Consider the following 14115-nt stretch of genomic DNA (forward strand, 5'->3'; position numbering starts at 1 on the left):
CATTGAACGCAATGCAAAAATTCAATTCAATTACATTCCGGAATTTTGTTCCGGATCTTCACTTGTCAGCTCTTCGTAACTCTCAGTGAAATACTGAGTGAACACGCCGACCAAACCATCGTCGTAAGCACCGGACAAGGAAGTCCAGCGCTCCTGCATGCGCTCCCAGAGCTTTGCTTTTTGATTGCCAAAGGTACTCTTGGCCACCTGGCCTTCTGCCTCGATGGCATTGGGCGATAGCGTTTCATCAAATCGCGCCGCAGCTTTTTGCATCGCGGCATAGGTCCAGACATGGTGTTTTTGAATGTCCTTGAACGCCGCGGTCATCGCACGATCCATCGGCAAATACCCGTTATCCTCAGCGCCTTGAGACAGCATAGTCTGCAAGGCCATCTGAGGCGTCGGCGAAAACTTCAATGCGTTGTTGCCGCTGCGACTGATCAGGGTTCGGTTGGCATTGCGTGTCATGGCTTTAACCTGACTGCGTGCCTGCAGCAGCCCCATCAGGTCGCTCGTTATGCCTTGCATGATGACACCGAGCTCTCGCGCAAATTCTTCCTGATCCCTGCCTTCCAGAACACCTTCGGGAATACCTGCACCTTCTGCAAATGCCTTGATGAAATCGACTGAAACTTCAGAAATTGCCTTGGGCGAAGATGTTTCAACGGTAGGTTCGACAACAGGCTCGTTCGGATGTTCAACCGGAGTAACAGCCGTTTCAACTTTTTGGGCTTCCGGAAGTGTCTCGGGCGCTGCCTCTGCAGCATTGCCGGCTTTTTCGACGATTTGCGCGGCAGCCCAATCCGGGGCTTCCGGAAAAGGTGCATCTGTTTGGGGTTCAGGCTCAGCTTCAGAAACGCTTGGGCTGTCCGCAATTGCCACAGGTTCAGGTTGAGGCGGAGGTGGTGCCTGAGGGGTTTCAACCTCCACATCAGCTGCACCGAGGTCCGGCATATTGAAAAGCGGTTTTTCTTCTGCTGCTCCAGCCGGTCCGTCACTCAGGGCAGGAAAAGGCGAGCTGCCGAGATCCTGTTGTGGCTCTTCCTGTTGCGGAAAGGCCGGAGTGGCAACGGCCATTTCCGGTCTGTTGAGATGCGGTTGATCCGCCAGGTGTTCCATGGGATCAGCCAAAGCAGGCCGCACCTGCTCTGGTTCAGGAGCTCTCGCCTGTGGATCATAGAGAGACGGGTCAGCGCTTCCCCAACCGTGCCCCTGTTGGCTCCAAACGTCATCAGCGGGTGTGCCTATGCCTGGCGCAGAAGATGGGGGAGCATGCCGTCCTTCCATGCCTGGGGGACCGGACGCCCACGGACCACCTTGCTGCTCGACAGGATAAGGTGCTTGCTGATGTGCAGGCGGTGCTGAGGGCCATGCCGGGTCAGGCATTGCAGGAGCTGCAGGCTGCGGAGCTTGCCATTGCGGAGGGGCTGGATTTGGTGAAACACTTGCCGGGCTGCCAAGACTTTGGTCAGCATCGAGCGACACAACGATAATGTAGTCGCCAATCATCACCTTGTCGCCAGGACGCAGGACATGTTCCTTGTCCATACGGTTTGGGCTGCCGTTCAAAAACGTTCCATTTGTTGAGACGTCATAGAGAACAAATTGCCCGCCCTCATATCGTACTTCGCAGTGTCTTCCGGAAATGACACGTTGAGGATCAGGCAGGCTCCAATCAAGATGTTCGTGTCGGCCAATATCGAAACCCCGGTCGGCGCAGCTATAGGATACCTGCCCTCCGGTTTCCAGCCGATCAACATTCTCAATCTGCAGCGTGATACGCATGCCCACCGGACCTTCCAATTCAGTTTACAATGCTGCCGGTTCGCGCAGGCTGACTGTTGGCATCGACCCACCTTCGGCAAACGACAGTCCCGCAGAAATGCAGGTATCGAGAGCATTATCGCGATTCGGCGGCTCGACATGCCCCATCGCGATCATGATGCCCGCATTGACGGCTTTGGCCGTCAGATCAGCCGGCATATCAACCCGGTGATCGGGATTTGGCGACAACGATCCACCGGACCATCCAGCTGCCATTCCGATCCATACTGCGGCACTGTCAGGCTTTGCAGCTTCCGCTGCTGCTTGGACCGCTGACCGGGCTTCTTCATCGCCCTCGCGTACCCAGTGTTCGCATAGTTCCAATATGTGCCTGTCGGTGTCGGTCTTGACAGCACCAAGGCCAGAAACACATTTCATTCCCCACCAGACGGACTCTCTTTTCGGCAAAGCGTGCGCGAAATAACAGATTGAGGTGAGCGGGCTTTCGCCTTCCTGCAACGCACGCACATAATCTTGAGGTGCAACATCCGATGTTGGTTCGACAACATTATCGGACAATTCTGGATATGTTTCAAACACCTGCTTGGCTTTCGTGAAGCGGATACGAGATCCCATCAACCCAACTCCGTTTCTGTTTCCGTCGTGCGCTCAACGGCATTAATTGATCAGAACAAGTCCACCTTTCAGCGTCAAGAATGCGCTTCCGGTGACGGTGGTCAAAGTGCCTTTAGCGTTCAACATCGCATCAGCCTCGATATTGATCATTGGAGACTTGATGTTGATCATAGCCGGGGTCATCGTGATCTTGCTCGCACCGACTTCGAACTCGATCATCATGCCGGCTTTCGCCTTCCAGACCATTCCGATTTCTTCAGTCGTGTTCATGCCGACTTTTTCGGTTCTGTTGACATCAATCTTGGTGTCACGGCAGTTCTTCACATGAAGGGTTTCATTGTTCTCGATGACGGTGTTCATGTCTTTTTGCGCATGAATGCCGATTTCTTCCTGTCCTTTGGAATCATCGAGCACAAACTCGTTGTAGCCACCTCCCCCCATCGTCGAGTCGGACTTGATACCGGCCTTGTTCTTTTCGCCAGGCAAGGAATATGGGGGCATGTTGTCGGCGTTGTAGACCGTTCCGATAACGATCGGCTGGTCTGGATCGCCTTCCAGGAATTGCACGATCACTTCCTGGTCTACGCGCGGAATGTAGATGCCACCCCAATTCTTGCCGGACCAGACCTGAGCGACACGCACGCGCCTTGACTGCGTCTTGTCACGGTCCCAGTGAAACTCGACCATGATCTGACCGTACTCATCGACATCGATTTCGCCCTGTCCCACGACCTTCGCGGTTTGTGGTCCGGGGATACGCGGTTTCGGTGTAATTGCCGGAGTACGGAAAGGAATATCTGTCGATAGCACATCATAGGTACCTGTATAGGCTTCACCTTGAGCGCCACCGCCGCCCGAGCGATACTGTTCGGTGATGATCTGGTGACTGGCCCTGATGACCAGATATTCGCGGTTTTGCGGACCGTGGGGATGGTCTTGCAAAGTGAACAACCCGCCTGCAAACAGGCGCGGAACTTCTCCAGCCGTTTCAATACGTTTGTCTGCTGCTTGTTCGGCCTCCAGACGAATGTTGCTGAAGGTGCCACCTTTGTCCTTCTCTGTGTACCGACCGGGATAGTCATAACTTTCAAGCGACCCAGCTCTATAAGATGACCCCGCATCGCGATCCGCTTCGAGCGACGCACTCGGTTTTTCAAAATCATAGTCGTTCATGGCAAATTTGCCGGTGCGAAAGCGACGGCTCGGAACCCAGTGGTAAAGGTGTTCCTTGTCTCGCTGGCTGTCCCCGCCGAGCGGTATGAACGGTATATTGCTGTCACCTGTGATCGGGCTGTAGGACGATTTCGCGTCAGCCAAAACCATGGTGTGTTTTCCGTCTTCGTGTTCGAAGAAATAGGAAATGCCGAACTCTTCCATCAGGCGACAACAGAAATCGTAATCCGATTCCCGGTACTGTACGCAGTAGTGGATGGGTTCGTAGCTTTCGGTCAGGTTTTTGCGGTGATCAGCAAAATCGTGTTCACCAAGCACTTCTGAAATGATGTCGGGTGCTGACTTATCCTTGAAAATCCTGCAATTGGCATTTTTCGTCAAAAGCCAGAACCAAGGACGCAACGTCAGCCTGTAGCGATAATATGAATCGCGATGACCAAGCCACTTGGCATCGGTCAGAAGTCCGTCAAAATGGCGCGTGTCGCCATTGTTGGTAACCACCTTGACTGTCATATGCGTGGCAATGGCTTGGTCGAAATCCAGATCTTCCTGTTGGCTGACCACTTCCAGGCGGATTACAAAATCATCGCTCAGGCCTTCATCGCACTCAACGGTAACAACGGAAAGCTCGTCTTGACCGAAGACCGATTTCAATTCGGCCATACGATTCGCTTGTTTTAGTTGTCCCTGGGCCACGAAGTTCTCCTTCGAAATACAGAAGTTCCTGACTAAGGCAGCAGTAGAGCCACCGTTCTTCAGATAACTATGGCGTTTCGGCCGAAAATAATGTGCTCAACAACACAATTGTTGCAAATACAAAAAACAGCGCCCCACGTTCCCAAACGTTTTAGACTGGCTTACCCAATTGTCTACTAACTTAGGTGGGGTTCATCACTATTATTTATGCGGCTCAATACGCTTAGAGTTCACCTCTGCTCTTGATAAATCACGATAAAAAGACATACTGACATCAAACCGCACTTTAGTGACTTTCGCCACACTCATATTCTTTAAGTTAAGGCACGATGCCATTCGAAGCCCATTTCGAAACTGTATTCGAACACTCCACAAGGGAGGATTGAAATCGTGACCCCGAAGACCAACCAACCGCTGAGACATGCGCCTCTGCAAAACAGCTTGAGACATTCCTTATGTGCAGGTGTTCTCGCACTTGCCATAATCACACTACCAGGCGGGTTCGAACCGGCCGCTGCGCAAGACCCGACCTATTCCGCTGAAGAAGTCAGCAAACACTTCAAGCAGCTGAAAACCCGTTCTTTGAAACCGACTGGCGCAACGCGCGCGCTATGCATCGGCACGCGTGACGAATGCAATCCCAACGCTTCCAATGAAGGCGGTGGTCAGGTTGCGGTGTCGCCTGAAGGATCCGCAGAAACAGAAACAGCAGAAACGCTGGTCGTTGATCCGGAAACCCAAGCAATCGATGACGCATTCAATCTGCTTGTTTCCTTTGAATACGCCTCTGCGCGTTTGAGCAATTCCGCGAAGGCCAACCTGCGTGAATTTGCCAAGGGCATAAATGTTGCCGATTTGGAAGGTGCAAAGTTTGTCATCGAAGGCCACACCGACGGCATCGGCTCCATATCCTATAATCAGCGACTGTCTGAAGATCGGGCGCAAGCCGTTACTCAGTTCCTGATTTCACTCGGAGTGAGCCAGAACCGCCTCAAGACGGTGGCTTATGGCGAATCGCGGCCGAAGGTTGCCGATATCAATGACCCGGCCAACCGTCGTGTAGAGAGCAAGCTGGTTCTCGAATAAGCACACGCAGAATAGCTTTTTCCGGCCGGATCAAAATTCGGCCGGACCAAAACAAAAAAGTCTGGGCCGGGAAGCGCACATGAATTTTGATCCGGAAGTCTACGGCACCGAAGTATCACCCGGCGCTGGATGTGGTCCCGACCTTTACGATACGGAGCCGGCATTTGCCGCGCTCATGGACTCTTGCGAAGAAATGCTTCCTGAACGGTTTAGCGAGTTTGACCGTTCTGAAATTGAATTCACCGATCTCTTCAAACAAATGGACGGCTTTCTGAAGCAGTCCCGCGATCTTCGCCTGTTGGTGCTGATGGCGCAGCTGGGTCTGCTCAACGGACAACTTCATGTATTTGCAAATGCAGTGCGGATCATTCGAAGGCTGGTCGAAAACCATTGGTCGCAGGTCAATCCTGACGACGCGGACTTCGATCACATGGAACGCCTAGGTGCACTCGAAGCGCTCAACAATCGACCGACCGTGATACTTCCACTTGAGGCCGCTCCGCTATTGAAGACGCGTCGCAGCGGACCAATCAGCTATCGTGCCATTCAGATCGCTCTGGGCGAAGAGACGGCAAGAGCGGACGAACACACAATTTCTCTGGGCGCCATCGACGCCGCGCTTACATCCGGTGAATTGGAACAGGATGTCATTGACGAAGTTCTGAAAGACCTGGCCGACCTGCCAGACGACCTTCAAGGCATTGCAGACGCCTGCACGGAGAAGCTGAAAGAAAGCGAAGCGAAGGCCAGTCCTCCGGATTATGAGAAGCTGATCACGCTTGTTCGCGACATGGGTCGCGAGTTGAATGTTCGCCTCGGAAAACTTTCTCCTGAAGATGCCGCAAGTGAGGACACGGAAGAAGCCGATGGGCAAGACACTGTCCAGGATCAGGTGTCATCAGGGCCTGCTGACATTAAGAATGCTGCTCAGGCAAAACTGATACTGGATGCTGTGGAAGAGTATTTTGCATCGCGTGAGCCGTCTCACCCTGCCCTTTTTCTTGTCCGGGAAGCACGTGGCCTCGTTGGCAAATCCTATCTGGATGCGCTGAAGATCCTGATGCCTCGCCGATTTGACGAAGTGTCTCTCATTCTTGGAGCAAGCGGGTTGCAGCTCTCCAACGACCGACTGGTCGATCTGAATGACGGCAGCGATCACGATCTGGGCGATATCGACGATTTTTCTGTCCTGGTTGTTGAAAACAGGAACGACGCGATGAAGGGCATCGCGGCGGTCAAGGGATATTATACGTCCCACGAACCGACGAGCCCGATCCCGTTGTTGTTGGACGAAGCCCAGAATATGAGCGCGGGATCCTTTGCTGGATTGCTCAATCTGTTCTTGCGGCCTGAAGACGATTGACGGAAAGACGAATCGATCTGGCGAAACTACCCCAACGTTTTCAGCTTCTTCCTTGACTCAACAGCCCAACAGGTCCTCAATATTTGAAAGAAAAAATGTAAACCAGCGATCATGTGACTGTGATCACTTCCTGAACCCGGCAATCGAAGTACATAAAGATCAACAAGACACAACGCAGACCCAAAACAACGAATCAATAAGAAGACGCCCTGCGTTAGTATTTGACTAGATTTGGCCAGTGACTATTCGGTCAGAAACGTGAAAGGCAAGTACAATGGCAAAGAGTAGCGGGCAAAGCTTTATTAAGCGCAATAGACCTCCCCGGGTCCATATTTTTTATGAAGATCCCTTTGATGCAGAAGAGAAAGTAGAACTTCCCTTCGTGATGGGCATTATGGCCGACCTGTCCGGCGATAGTCCTGGTGTCGAAAAACCGGATATCGATGATCGCAAACTTCTCGACATCGACATGGACAACTTCACCAAGCGCATGGAAGCCATCGAGCCTGGCACGTCCTTCACTGTAAAAGACAAACTGTCTGGTGAAGACAATTCCAAGATGAGCGTTCAACTCCGCTTCAAGAGCATGGACGATTTTACTCCGGGTAAAGTTGCCGAACAGGTTCCGGCGCTCAACAAGCTTCTGGAAGCACGTCGCAGTCTTGCAGCGCTGCGCACCATGATGGATGGACGCGTACAGGCTATCTCTCAGCTGGAAGAACTGACACGGGATCCGGCATTGATGCAGGCTCTTGCTCAGAAAATCGAAGCCGACAAGGCAAAGTCACCCGACGGTGCAGACAAAGGCGACGATACGGAGGAGGCGTAAATGAGCAACACTGATACAAGCGCCCAAACGAGCGGCGCAGCAGCGGGCGAAGTCGCGGGTGAAAAAAGCCCAGAAGAATTTGCCTCTATCTTGAAGCAGAATTTCCGCATCAAGAACGAGAACGACACCGCCAACGAACTCGTCGACAACGCCATGTCGACCTTCCTTTCGGAAGCACTTACCGACCAGGCGCTCATAAAGGATGATGTCTATGACACCATCGATGAGATGATCGCAAAGCTGGACGAGAAGCTGACGGAACAGGTGAATGAGATCATTCACGCGCCTGAGTTCCAGACGCTGGAGAGTGCCTGGCGTGGACTTGACTATCTGGTTCACCAGTCCGAGACGGACGCGACCCTGAAGCTTCAGTTCCTGAATATCTCTAAAAAGGAACTGGCAGGTGTCTTCAAGAGTTACCGTGGTGCCAAGTGGGACCAGAGCCCGCTGTTCAAGCAGATCTATGAAGCTGAGTTCGGTCAGCTTGGCGGCCAGCCATACGGGTGCCTTGTTGGTGACTACGAGTTCTCCTACGAGCCGCAGGACATCACCGTATTGCGCGGCATGGCAAAGATTGCATCAGCGGCTCACGCGCCGTTCCTTGCAGCAGCCAATCCGCAACTGATGCAAATGGATGACTGGACTGAACTTCCCGCAAAACGGGATCTATCCAAGATTTTCGATACGGAGATCCACGCACAATGGCGGACTTTGCGGGAATCGGAAGATGCTCGCTATCTGGGCCTGACCATGCCTCGCGTACTGGCGCGGCAGCCCTATGGTGCAAAGTCCGACCCGGTTGAAGAGTTCGCGTTCGAGGAAGAGTTCGGTGAAGACACTCACCAGAACTACGCCTGGATGAACTCGGCCTATGCAATGGCTGCCAATGTCAACCGCGCCTACAAGGAATACGGCTGGACAGTTCGTATCCGCGGCGTGGAAAGCGGCGGCCTTGTGGAAGACCTACCAACGCACGTATTTGAGACAGATGACGGTGGTGTCGACCAGAAATGCCCGGCCGAAGTTGCGATCTCCGATCGCCGTGAACACGAGATTTCCCGTTTGGGACTGATCCCGCTGATCCACCGCAAGAACACGGACCAGGCTGCCTTCCTGGGCGCACAGTCCGTCTTCAAACCGCGGCAGTTCTCGGGCCCGGACGGCAAGGATGCAACCGCATCGGACAATCTGTCCGCGCGTCTGCCCTACATGTTCGCGACCACGCGTTTTGCCCATTACCTGAAGGTCATGGTGCGCAACAAGATTGGTTCGACCAAAGAAGCAGCACAGCTGCAACGTTGGCTGAACGACTGGATCATGGACTATGTCGATGGTGATCCTGACAATTCAACCGAGGAAACCAAAGCGCGTAAGCCGCTGAGGGAAGCCAAGGTGACCATTGTCGCTGACGAGGAAAACCCGGGCTACTACAGAGCTCAGTTCTTCCTGCGTCCACACTATCAGCTGGAAGGCATGGACATTGGCATGAGCCTGGCGTCCCGCATTCCGCAAGACGCAAGCTGATTGACAAGAATTGCCGGAAGGGCGTTGGCCCGTTCTTCCGGCAGGCATCCCAATCGGATGCAACCCGGTTTCACCGGGTGGAGGTGCAAACGAGACGCGAACGCGCCTAGGGGTTTGGACCGTATGGTCCGAGGTAGTTGTCAAGAATAGTAGACGTAATGCCAGGCATTTTTTCCTGGCCGTCAACAACCAAGAGGATCTTTTAAAATGGCTGTCGATTTTTTTCTGAAACTTGATGGAATCAATGGTGAATCTCAGGACAAGTCCCACAAGGACGAAATTGATGTGTTGTCCTGGTCCTGGGGAGCGTCCCAGTCCGGTACCACGCATATGGGTGGTGGCTCCGGCTCCGGTAAGGCTTTCTTCCAGGATTTGAGCATTACCAAGTATGTCGACAAATCGACACCGGTTTTTCTTCAGCATGTGTCCACCGGCAAGCACATTGCCAAGGGTACGCTGTTCGTCCGCAAAGCAGCTGGCGATAGCCCACTGGAATACATCAAGCTGGAAATGAAGGACATCATCGTCACCAACGTCTCGACCGGTGGCAGTGGTTCCGACGACCGGATCACGGAAAGCGCAACGCTCAACTTTGGTGAATACAAGTTCATCTACACCGAGCAGAAGCCGGATGGCTCCAAAGGCGCGGCTCCAGAGTTTGCATGGGACATCGCTGCAAACGAAAAGAAGTAAGGCATTTCGCCGAACCGGCTGCCGCTCTCATGGTGCGGCAGCCGGTCCTTTTTTGCCGTGGCGTGACACACGTTTCCATTCCAACAGTGCGGCAAACTTGATCAACTAATAAGCGTAACTGGGCCTCCAGCGTGGGCATAGCCAATGGCTAAATCGACCGTGAAAATGCATTCTCCGCTGATGTGGGCTTTTCGGGCCATGGATGACCCGGACTACAAGGCTGCTCAAGCGAAGCAAAAGGAAGCTGAAAAGGGCCGTAATCTCAAATCCGGCCGACGGCTTTCACGCTCCTACGGTGTTTCTGAACATACCTTGCTCGCCGAAGTTCGCCGGGACCTTCAAGCGCTTTTGAACACGGTCAATCTGAATTCGACCCAGGATCTCTCCGATTACCCCGAAGTCGAAAACTCAATTCTGAATTATGGCTTGCCTGATTTGTCAGTCCATGTGGTCGACACAATCAGGATCAACCAACTTGCCGAGGATATCCGGCAGGCACTCATTCGTTTTGAGCCACGAATGGACCCGCGTACGCTCCAAGTTGTGCGCGATGAAAGCGACAGTAGCGAAACCTTCAAGGTGCGTTTTTTGATTAAGGCAGAAATCCGGTGCGATCCGGTGCGCGTGGGCAGTGAATTCGTCGCGGATGTCGATCCTGCCTTCGGCCGAATTAAGATAGTTGGGGCGGCTGGATGAACCGGGAATTTCTAGATCTTTACAATCAGGAGCTCACCTATCTGCGTGAACAGGGTGTCGCCTTCGCTGAGGCATATCCGGCTGTTGCAGAACGGCTTGGCGGCCTTCTGGAAGACAGATCCGATCCGATGCTTTCAGGCTTGCTGGAAGGCACCGCGTTTCTGGCAGCGCGCGTCCAGTTGAAGATGAAGCACGAGTTTTCAGAGTTCACTTCCAATCTTTTTGAACAGCTCTATCCAACCGCGCTTGCTCCAATACCTTCGATGGTGCTTGCCCGGGTAAAGCCAAAATACGGCGACGCGAACCTGCGCAACGGTATCAAGATCGCGCGCCATGCCCCCATGGAAGCCGTTTTCCGGGAACGGAGGGGTGAAGTCAGGTGCCGTTTTACGCTGTGCGCGCCGATCACGATGACCCCTCTTGAACTTACAGATGCCAAATATCTGAGTTCCGCGGCCCAAATCTCTGGTCTCGGCGCCGAAATGGCCGAAGACAAACGTGCGCGCGCAGGCCTTTCGATCACCCTCACCCACCGCATGGCGGAGGATCCTGAAAATGAGGTCTCGGCGGAAGAAGCGCAGAAGAAACCTGAATATCAGGTTGCGGGCTGCAGGATAAACGAGCTGCCGATCCGCCTGGTCGGCCCGATGGATCTTGCTGCAAAAGTGTATGAGCAGATCTTCGGACACACAATCGCGCTTTATCTGAGAACAGAAGACTCATACGGTCAGGCCACCCTTCACCGGGTCCCCGTAAATGCTATCGAGCAACTCGGGTTTGATGAAGAAGACGCGCTTTTGCATAATGACCGCCGCCTTTTCGTCGGCTTCGACCACATTCGCGACTATTTCAACTTCCCGCGCAGTTTCCTGGGCTTCCGCCTCACTGGCCTGCGTCGCTATCTCGACCGGATCAATGCGAAGTCCTTTGAACTCGTCTTCGTGTTCGACGAAGCGGAAACCCGTTTGCCTGCGCATGTCGAGCACAAGATTTTCGCTCTACACACCGCACCGGCTGTCAATCTGTTCGAACGACAGACCGATCGCGTTCCGATCAAGAAAGGCCAGCATGAATTTGCGGTCATTGCGGACAGAACACGTCCACTGGACTACGAGGTGCACGCAGTTACAGAAGTGAATGCCCACTTCTCGGGCGGACAGAAACGGGCTGTGGAACCGCTTTATAGCGTTGCTCCCGATACCGAGAAGGCAGGACATGAGTGGTTCTACACCATACGTCGCTTGCCGCGCAGACAGTCCTCATCGGAACTCCGGCGCATGCAGCCAAGCCCATACATTGGGACCGAGACTTTCATTTCCATTTCCAGCGGCGCTCAGGCAACGGCCCTTTTGCAAAGTGGCGACAAGCGGCTGGCGGAGCTCTCATTGAAGGTGATGGCATCGAACCGCTCGCTTGCGGCAGATCTTCCGGTCGGGTCCAATCCCGACAAGGCGGCCGTCGGCGATTTCCGCATTCTTGAGGATGTCAGCCTGAAAGTCGATTGTGTCGCCGGCCCAACCGCACCAAGGCCGCCGTTGCTGTCATACAATGAACGCCTTGGTGAAGATGGGCATTCCGGAGCAATCGCCTGGAGGCTCATCAATATCCTGGCGCTCAACCACACCGGACTGGTGCACGATGCGGCTGGAGAAGATGGAAGATCTTTCCGTGACCTTTTGAGCGTCTTTGCCCCGTTGTCTGACAACGCCTCCGACCGTCAGGCCCAGTCGGTTCGCTCAGTCTCAACCCGTCCGGTTGTTCGAAGGCTTCAGCAGAAGTCAGGCACCGGCGTTGCCAGGGGTCTGGAGATCACGATCACGCTGGATGACAAGGCATTCGAAGGAGCGAGCGCCTTTCTGATGGGAGCTGTGCTTGATCGGTTCCTTGCAGAATATGCGTCCATCAATCACTTCACCCAATGCGTAATTGCCACCACCGAACGTGGAACGATCATGAAATGGCCGCCAAGGATCGGCGCAAAGGGGATCCTATGAGCGGCAAGGACGACAAAAGCACACGCGGGAAAAAGAAAAAGCCTGACCGGAAACCTGCCGCGGACAAGACGGTTGTTCAAATCGGGGCGCAAAAACCGGCTGATTGGCAAGCAGCCGAAGAGAGTACCGACGTTCAGCAAGATAGTGTTGAAACGCTTACGCTTGATCCCGCTGACCTGGAAACACCCTGGCCAGAAACAGCACCTGTTCACAACGAAAGCGTTTTTCAGGAAAAAACCGAAACGCCGCGCGACGCAGCCACAGATCCTGTGTCCAATGAGCCCGATAAAACTGTCATCAGTGCAAAGCACCAGGATACTGCCAAGCCACAGGAAGACAGCCGCGAACCGGAACAGAAATCCACCTCAGAAGATGTTCCTGACCAAAGCAATGGTGACACGGTGGAGCCGCTCGCGGCGCCGTCTGACCAACAGTCTGACCTGGACGCAGAGCCGGTCCCGAACGAAGAACCGAGAATAGAAGTTCCCGTTCAGCAGCAATATGCATCTCTTCTGGCCGCATTAAGTGCCCGTATCGAAAAACATCCTGGTGGTCATGACCTCTTGGCGGTGCTGCGTATGCTCGAGGGGCAAACCGCACCCGGCGCGCAAGCTCCGGCAGGCATGAATCCGAAGAAAAAGGCTGATGAACCCGCCCCACCCCGGATCGGAAAAAGCCGCAGATCCATGGAAGACATTGTTCGTTTTGGGCAAGATCCTTCCAGCGAATATGCTCCATCAACGATTGAACGTGCTACGCGCGATGCTGATGGTGGACTAGTGCTGCTGGAGCGTTTCCTGGGTATGCTCGGGCCTCACGGTGCGTTGCCGGCTGCTTATACCGACGAAGCCATCATGCGCGGCCTGCGTGGCGAGGACAGTTTTCCGCGCTTTCTCGATGTCTTCAACAATCGCTTTGTTCAGCTGTTTTATCGTGCATGGGCCGACGCACGCCCGATTGTCCAACACGACCGACCCGACGATGACCGTTTCCTTGCCTATCTGGGAGCGCCAATCGGGATCGGTTCGCCGATTTTCCGCGACCTCGACCATATCGATGATCGCCTCAAGCTTCTTTATGCAGGCCTGACATCTGCAAAGACGAAAAGCGCCGCCCGCCTTAAGGCGCTGATCACCGGCGTTTTTGGCGTAGAAGTCGAAATTGATCAATGTGTCGGCACCTGGCTGCACCTGGACAAGGACGACCAACTCAGCCTCGGCGGTTTTGGTCCGGGGGGCGCTGGACAGTTGGGGGCAGACACGATCGTTGGTGCCAAGGTGTACAGCGTCAGTGACAAGATCCGCATAAGGATCTTCACCAGCTCCTTGGAAGAATACCGCAAGTTTTTGCCGCCGACCCGGACAAAGCCAAATCTTTGGACTGAAAAGCTCTTCGATCTGATCGATTTTTATCTCGGTCTGGAAATTGAATACGAGATCGAATTGGCCCTGCCCAAACGATGTGCTTCTGCGGTTCAGATGAACAGCAGCAGTTCTGCAACATTGGGGCACATTGGCTGGCTGAAGCCCCCTTCCTCAGAGGAAACAGACGAGGAAAAGTTCGAGTTTGAAGATGAGGAAATGCTGACCGACACCCGTTTCCGGCCTGTGCGCCGCCATACTACCGTCTATCAATAGGTCTCTAATTTGAAAGGCCGATGT

11 protein-coding genes are annotated in these 14115 nt (G+C 53.8%); 8 read left to right on the forward strand and 3 right to left on the reverse strand.

What is annotated here, in order from left to right:
- Nucleotides 1-30: 30 nt before the first annotated feature.
- The 3 genes from tagH to K1718_RS16655 are packed head-to-tail and all read right to left on the reverse strand — an operon-like array spanning nucleotide 31 to nucleotide 4236.
- On the reverse strand, nucleotides 31-1785 hold the full coding sequence (gene tagH, locus K1718_RS16645; protein ID WP_265681496.1) for a type VI secretion system-associated FHA domain protein TagH: 1755 nt from the start codon (nucleotides 1783-1785) through the stop codon (nucleotides 31-33).
- A gap of 24 nt (nucleotides 1786-1809) precedes the next feature.
- Nucleotides 1810-2400, reverse strand: a complete 591-nt coding sequence (locus K1718_RS16650; RefSeq protein WP_265681495.1) for a DUF6931 family protein — start codon at nucleotides 2398-2400, stop codon at nucleotides 1810-1812.
- Between the two features lie 42 nt (nucleotides 2401-2442).
- On the reverse strand, nucleotides 2443-4236 hold the full coding sequence (locus K1718_RS16655; protein WP_265681494.1) for a type VI secretion system Vgr family protein: 1794 nt from the start codon (nucleotides 4234-4236) through the stop codon (nucleotides 2443-2445).
- A 423-nt stretch (nucleotides 4237-4659) separates the two neighbouring features.
- Between K1718_RS16655 and K1718_RS16660 the strand changes: the two genes are divergently transcribed.
- The 8 genes from K1718_RS16660 to tssG all read left to right on the forward strand — a co-directional run bounded on the left by K1718_RS16660 (nucleotide 4660) and on the right by tssG (nucleotide 14091).
- A complete protein-coding gene (locus K1718_RS16660) occupies nucleotides 4660-5355 on the forward strand; it encodes an OmpA family protein (protein WP_209006597.1) in 696 nt (231 codons plus the stop codon).
- Nucleotides 5356-5434: 79 nt separating this feature from the next.
- On the forward strand, nucleotides 5435-6718 hold the full coding sequence (locus K1718_RS16665; protein WP_152502024.1) for a type VI secretion system protein TssA: 1284 nt from the start codon (nucleotides 5435-5437) through the stop codon (nucleotides 6716-6718).
- Nucleotides 6719-6992: 274 nt separating this feature from the next.
- On the forward strand, nucleotides 6993-7547 hold the full coding sequence (gene tssB, locus K1718_RS16670; RefSeq protein ID WP_152502025.1) for a type VI secretion system contractile sheath small subunit: 555 nt from the start codon (nucleotides 6993-6995) through the stop codon (nucleotides 7545-7547).
- Nucleotides 7548-9071: a type VI secretion system contractile sheath large subunit gene (gene tssC, locus K1718_RS16675; protein WP_152502026.1), complete on the forward strand. Its 1524-nt coding sequence runs from the start codon at nucleotides 7548-7550 to the stop codon at nucleotides 9069-9071. It abuts the gene before it with no gap.
- 207 nt (nucleotides 9072-9278) lie between these two features.
- Nucleotides 9279-9764 carry an Hcp family type VI secretion system effector gene (locus tag K1718_RS16680; protein WP_152502027.1) on the forward strand — a complete coding sequence of 162 codons (486 nt, stop codon included), beginning with the start codon at nucleotides 9279-9281 and terminating at the stop codon, nucleotides 9762-9764.
- 144 nt (nucleotides 9765-9908) lie between these two features.
- On the forward strand, nucleotides 9909-10460 hold the full coding sequence (gene tssE, locus K1718_RS16685) for a type VI secretion system baseplate subunit TssE (protein WP_152502028.1): 552 nt from the start codon (nucleotides 9909-9911) through the stop codon (nucleotides 10458-10460).
- Nucleotides 10457-12454, forward strand: coding sequence for a type VI secretion system baseplate subunit TssF (gene tssF, locus K1718_RS16690; RefSeq protein WP_152502029.1), 1998 nt, complete (start codon nucleotides 10457-10459; stop codon nucleotides 12452-12454). Before tssE ends, tssF begins: the two co-directional genes overlap by 4 nt.
- On the forward strand, nucleotides 12451-14091 hold the full coding sequence (tssG, locus tag K1718_RS16695) for a type VI secretion system baseplate subunit TssG (RefSeq protein WP_265681493.1): 1641 nt from the start codon (nucleotides 12451-12453) through the stop codon (nucleotides 14089-14091). The genes tssF and tssG overlap by 4 nt, the downstream gene beginning before the upstream one ends.
- The last annotated feature ends 24 nt before the right edge of the window (nucleotides 14092-14115 follow it).

Source organism: Roseibium porphyridii (assembly GCF_026191725.2).
Classification (GTDB): domain Bacteria; phylum Pseudomonadota; class Alphaproteobacteria; order Rhizobiales; family Stappiaceae; genus Roseibium; species Roseibium porphyridii.